At 69.2% G+C, this 4,106-nt stretch carries 3 protein-coding genes; all 3 read left to right on the top strand.

Annotation, left to right across the window (positions count from 1 at the left end; all coding sequences use genetic code 11):
• A partial coding sequence (locus tag V7E09_RS14665) for a glycosyltransferase family 2 protein (protein ID WP_324523626.1) occupies positions 1–1,576 on the top strand: 1,576 nt, incomplete at its 5' end.
• Between the two features lie 31 nt (positions 1,577–1,607).
• A complete protein-coding gene (locus V7E09_RS14670) occupies positions 1,608–2,342 on the top strand; it encodes an HlyD family efflux transporter periplasmic adaptor subunit (protein ID WP_324510345.1) in 735 nt (244 codons plus the stop codon).
• 10 nt (positions 2,343–2,352) lie between these two features.
• A partial coding sequence (locus tag V7E09_RS14675) for a glycosyl hydrolase (RefSeq protein WP_324523627.1) occupies positions 2,353–4,106 on the top strand: 1,754 nt, incomplete at its 3' end.

Raw genomic sequence — 4,106 nt, forward strand, 5'->3', positions numbered from 1 at the left:
CCTGGTGATCGTCGCCGAGTCGATCCTGGTCCTGCACGGGCTCGCAGCCATGTGGACCATCCTCGTCGGCTACCGGGACCGCCGGGACTGGACCTACTACGCCACCCGGGCGGCGCTGTACGACCCGGACGACGCGGTGATCCGGGGCAACCTGGCCGACCCTCGGCTGTGGCCGTTGCGGATCCGCGGGCGCGTGGTCGACGTCGACATCCTCATCACCGTGTACGGGGAGCCGGTGGAGGTGGTCCGGCGGACGGCGGAGGCGGCCGTCGCGGTCCGCGGGCGGCATTGGACGTGGATCCTCGATGATGGACGCTCCGACGAGGTGCAGGCACTCGCCAAGGAACTGGGCTGCCGCTACGTGCGACGGCTCAGTGGTGGCGGGGCGAAGGCGGGAAACCTGAACCATGCCCTGAGCGTCGCCAAGGGTGAGTTCTTCCTGATCCTCGACGCGGACTTCGTGCCGCTCCCCGGCATCCTGGAACAGGCGCTGCCCTTCTTCGAGGACGCCACCGTCGCCTTCGTGCAGACCCCCCAGACGTACGGCAATCTGCACAACTTCATCGCCCGCGGTGCTGGCTACATGCAGTCGATGTTCTACCGATTCGTGCAGCCGGGCCGCAACGCCTTCAACGCCGCCTTCTGCGTCGGCACCAACGTCGTGTTCCGCCGGGCCGCCGTCGACGACATCGGCGGCATCTACACCGATTCCAAGAGCGAAGACGTCTGGACGTCGATGATCCTCCACGGACGCGGCTGGCGCAGCGTGTTCCTGCCCGAGACCCTCGCCATCGGCGACGCGCCCGACACCATCGAGGGCTATTCCAAACAGCAGCTGCGGTGGGCCACCGGAGGGTTCGAGATCCTGTTCACCAGCAACCCGCTGCTCACCCGGCGCAAGCTCTCACTCGATCAGCGCCTGATGTACTTCGTCACCGCCACCCACTACCTGACCGGCATCGCCCCGGGACTGCTGCTGTTCGTGCCCGCGCTGGAGATCTTCTTCGACCTGCGCCCCGTCTCCCTCAGCATCGGGATCGGGCAGTGGTTCCTCGCCTACGCAGGCTTCTATGTGCTCCAGATCGTGCTGGCCTTCTTCACGCTGGGATCGTTCCGCTGGGAGGTCCTCACGCTGGCCAGTGCCTCCTTCCCCATCTACTTCAAGGCGTTGGGCAACGTCCTCATCGGCCGGGATCAGGCGTGGAGCGTGACGGGCGCCGCCAAGCAGGCCGCCTCACCGTTCAACTTCATCATCCCGCAGGTGCTCACGTTCGTCCTCCTGGCGGCCACCACGGCCGTCGGCGTGTGGCGCGACATGCTGAACTCCCAACTCACGATCGCCACCGTCTGGTGCGGGCTGAACACCTTCGTGCTCGGGGTCTTCCTCGTCGTCGCGTTCGTCGAGCGCCACGTTCAGCAGCACGGAGGAGCCGACGTGCAGGCGCTGGACGCCAAGTCCCTGGCGCTGGGGGAGATCCTGGCCGCACCCGAACCCCGCACCACCCCGCAGACCCTCGTGCTCGCCCAGGTGCAGGCCGACGCCGAGGCGTCCCCCGCGCTGAGGGCGGCGCCATGAGCATCCGCATCACACGTCAGGAGGAACCGTCATGACCTGGGCCAATCGATTCCGTCTCCTGGGCGGGCTGGTCATCAGCCTGGCCGTGATCTTCGTGCTCGTCGTCGTGTTCAACCAGCGTCAGCACACCATCGCGTCGACGTCGGCGACGATCATCGCCCCGCGCGCAGCGGTGGCGTCCAACTATGGCGGCACCGTCGTTACGTCCTATGTGCGGGTCGGGCAGCCCGTCCAGGTGGGCGACCCCTTGTTCCGGGTCAACAGCATCGCGCTGCAACAGGATCTGGCTCGCGGCGTCACCATCGCCTCCTCCGAGGGGCTGCGGGTGGAACCGGAGACCGGGACGCTGCTCTACCTGGCGACCACGCCCGGCACCATGACGGAGGTCAACGCTCAGGAGGGTAGCTACCTCACCGCGAGCGAACCGCTGGCCATCATCACCGGCGATACCGATCGGATCGTGCAGGCGCAGTTCGTGCTGACCCCGATCCAGTACGGACTGATCGAGCGGGGGGCCGCGGTCACGCTGCGGTTGCCCAACGATTCCAGCGTCAACGGACGGGTCGCGAGCGCGCTGGTCACCACCGTCAACACGGCTGCTGTGGTGACGGTGCGGGTCACCAGCGACGAACTCAACTCCGGCGACCTGAATCTGGTCGCGACCGATGGCGCGCCGGTTCAGGCCGTCGTGCAGTTGCGCGACGAAGGGTTGCTGGCCGGGCCTTCCGACGCGCTGCGGGCTCTCATCCACAAGATCGGGCTGTGAGGTGGTCACCGTGTTGGGACGACGCGAACTTCTGACGCTGGTGGGGGCGGCTGCCGCGGTCACCCTCGTGCCCGGTTGCACGTCGGGTCCGGGCCCGACCCCGAGCGCCCCGCCGACTCCGCGGCCCGCCTCCACCGCCGTGGACGCCGACCGCATCGCCGCTCTGGTGGAGGCCATGCCGAAGCGCTCGGTGGGCGACCTGGCCGCCACGCGGCTCGCCCCCGGGCTGACCCCGCCCACGAACCGCTGGTTCTCCGGTCTGGTGTTCGGCGAGCAGGCCCAGCCGGTCTTCCCACTCCCGTTGGGGTTCGCCCTGGTGGAGGGCGGATTCGAGATGTGGCTGCCCCAAGTCGCCGTCTCGGAGAAGGCGATCATCGGGCAGCGGACCGCCGGGATGACGCTCACCACGGCAGGGGTTTCCTCCGCACTGGTCACCGGATATGACGTCGCCTCTGTCACGATCGAACTTCGGGACGCGGCCGGGGCGGGCGTGCTCGCGCTGAGGCTGACGCAGGGGGTACCAGGGGTGAGCGTGACGGCGCTGCAGGCGGTCTCGGTGGCCGCGCAGGTCCCCTGGACCGGTTCTGGGGTGGCGACGGTCGGCACGACGTCCTTCGGGGTCCGGGGAGGTCAGGTCTCCGGGCAAGACGTCCGGCTGGCCGCCGGCGAGGCGGCGGTCTTCTTCGCGGCGCCGCCCGGGGTCGATCCCGCGACGCTCCGCGAGCGTGCCACCCCGGTCACCGGCACATCGGTCACCTGGGAGAGCGGAGAGGACACGGTCTCGACGTCGCTGAGCTTCGGCACGGCGACCCTGCACGTGGCCATGCCCCATCACGAGGCGGCGATCGTCGACCCGGGGGAGAGCCTGGGGAGCTACCCGAGCGTCTATGGCCCGTTGACGCTGCGGTACGCCGCGACCCTGACGTGGACCGCTCCCCGCTGGCCGGTTGCGCCCGCCCTGGACCTGTCCGGGCTGAGCGAGGCCGACCGGCGCACGATCGCCGACGTGGCTGCGCGCGATCTCGCCGCCACCCGCCCGGCTCCCGCCGACACCTACTTCGGGGGCAAGGCGCTGTATCGGGAGTCGCAACTGCTCAGCATCGCAGGTCAGGTGGGCGTCGACGCGACGAACCAGCGGGCGACGGTCACCGCTGAGATCGAGGCCTGGGCCCAGCCGGGCGCGGCCGACGAGCGCGCCACGCGCTGCTTCGTCTACGACGAGGCCGCCCGGGGCATCGTAGGTTTGGAGTCCTCCTTCGGCTCCGAACTCTTCAACGATCACCACTTCCACTACGGCTACTTCCTGCACGCGGCGGGGACGCTGGCCGTCGACGACCCGGGACTGGCCGAGCGGCTGGCCCCCGTCTTCGATCTTCTGGCCGCAGACATCGCCTCACCGCAGGACTCGGGGCTGTTCCCGGCGCTACGCGGATTCGATGTCTACGCGGGCCATTCGTGGGCCTCCGGGGTGTCCCCGTTCGCCGACGGGAACAACCAGGAGTCCAGTTCCGAGGCCGTCAACGCTTGGGCGGGCCTGATGCTGTGGGCGCGCGCGCGGGGCGACGCGGCACTGGAGGCACAGGCGACGTGGCTGCACGCACTCGAGGCGCAGACCGCGCTGGCCTACTGGCTCCAGCCGGACCTGTCCGCCTTCCCGGGATATACGCACCGCATCGTGGGACTGGGCTGGGGGGCCAAACGCGACTACGCCACCTGGTTCTCCCCGAATCCCGAGGCGTTGTTGATGATCCAGGTCATTCCGGC

The sequence above is a fragment of the Propioniciclava sp. genome (assembly GCF_036744435.1).
Taxonomy (GTDB): Bacteria; Actinomycetota; Actinomycetes; order Propionibacteriales; family Propionibacteriaceae; genus Propioniciclava.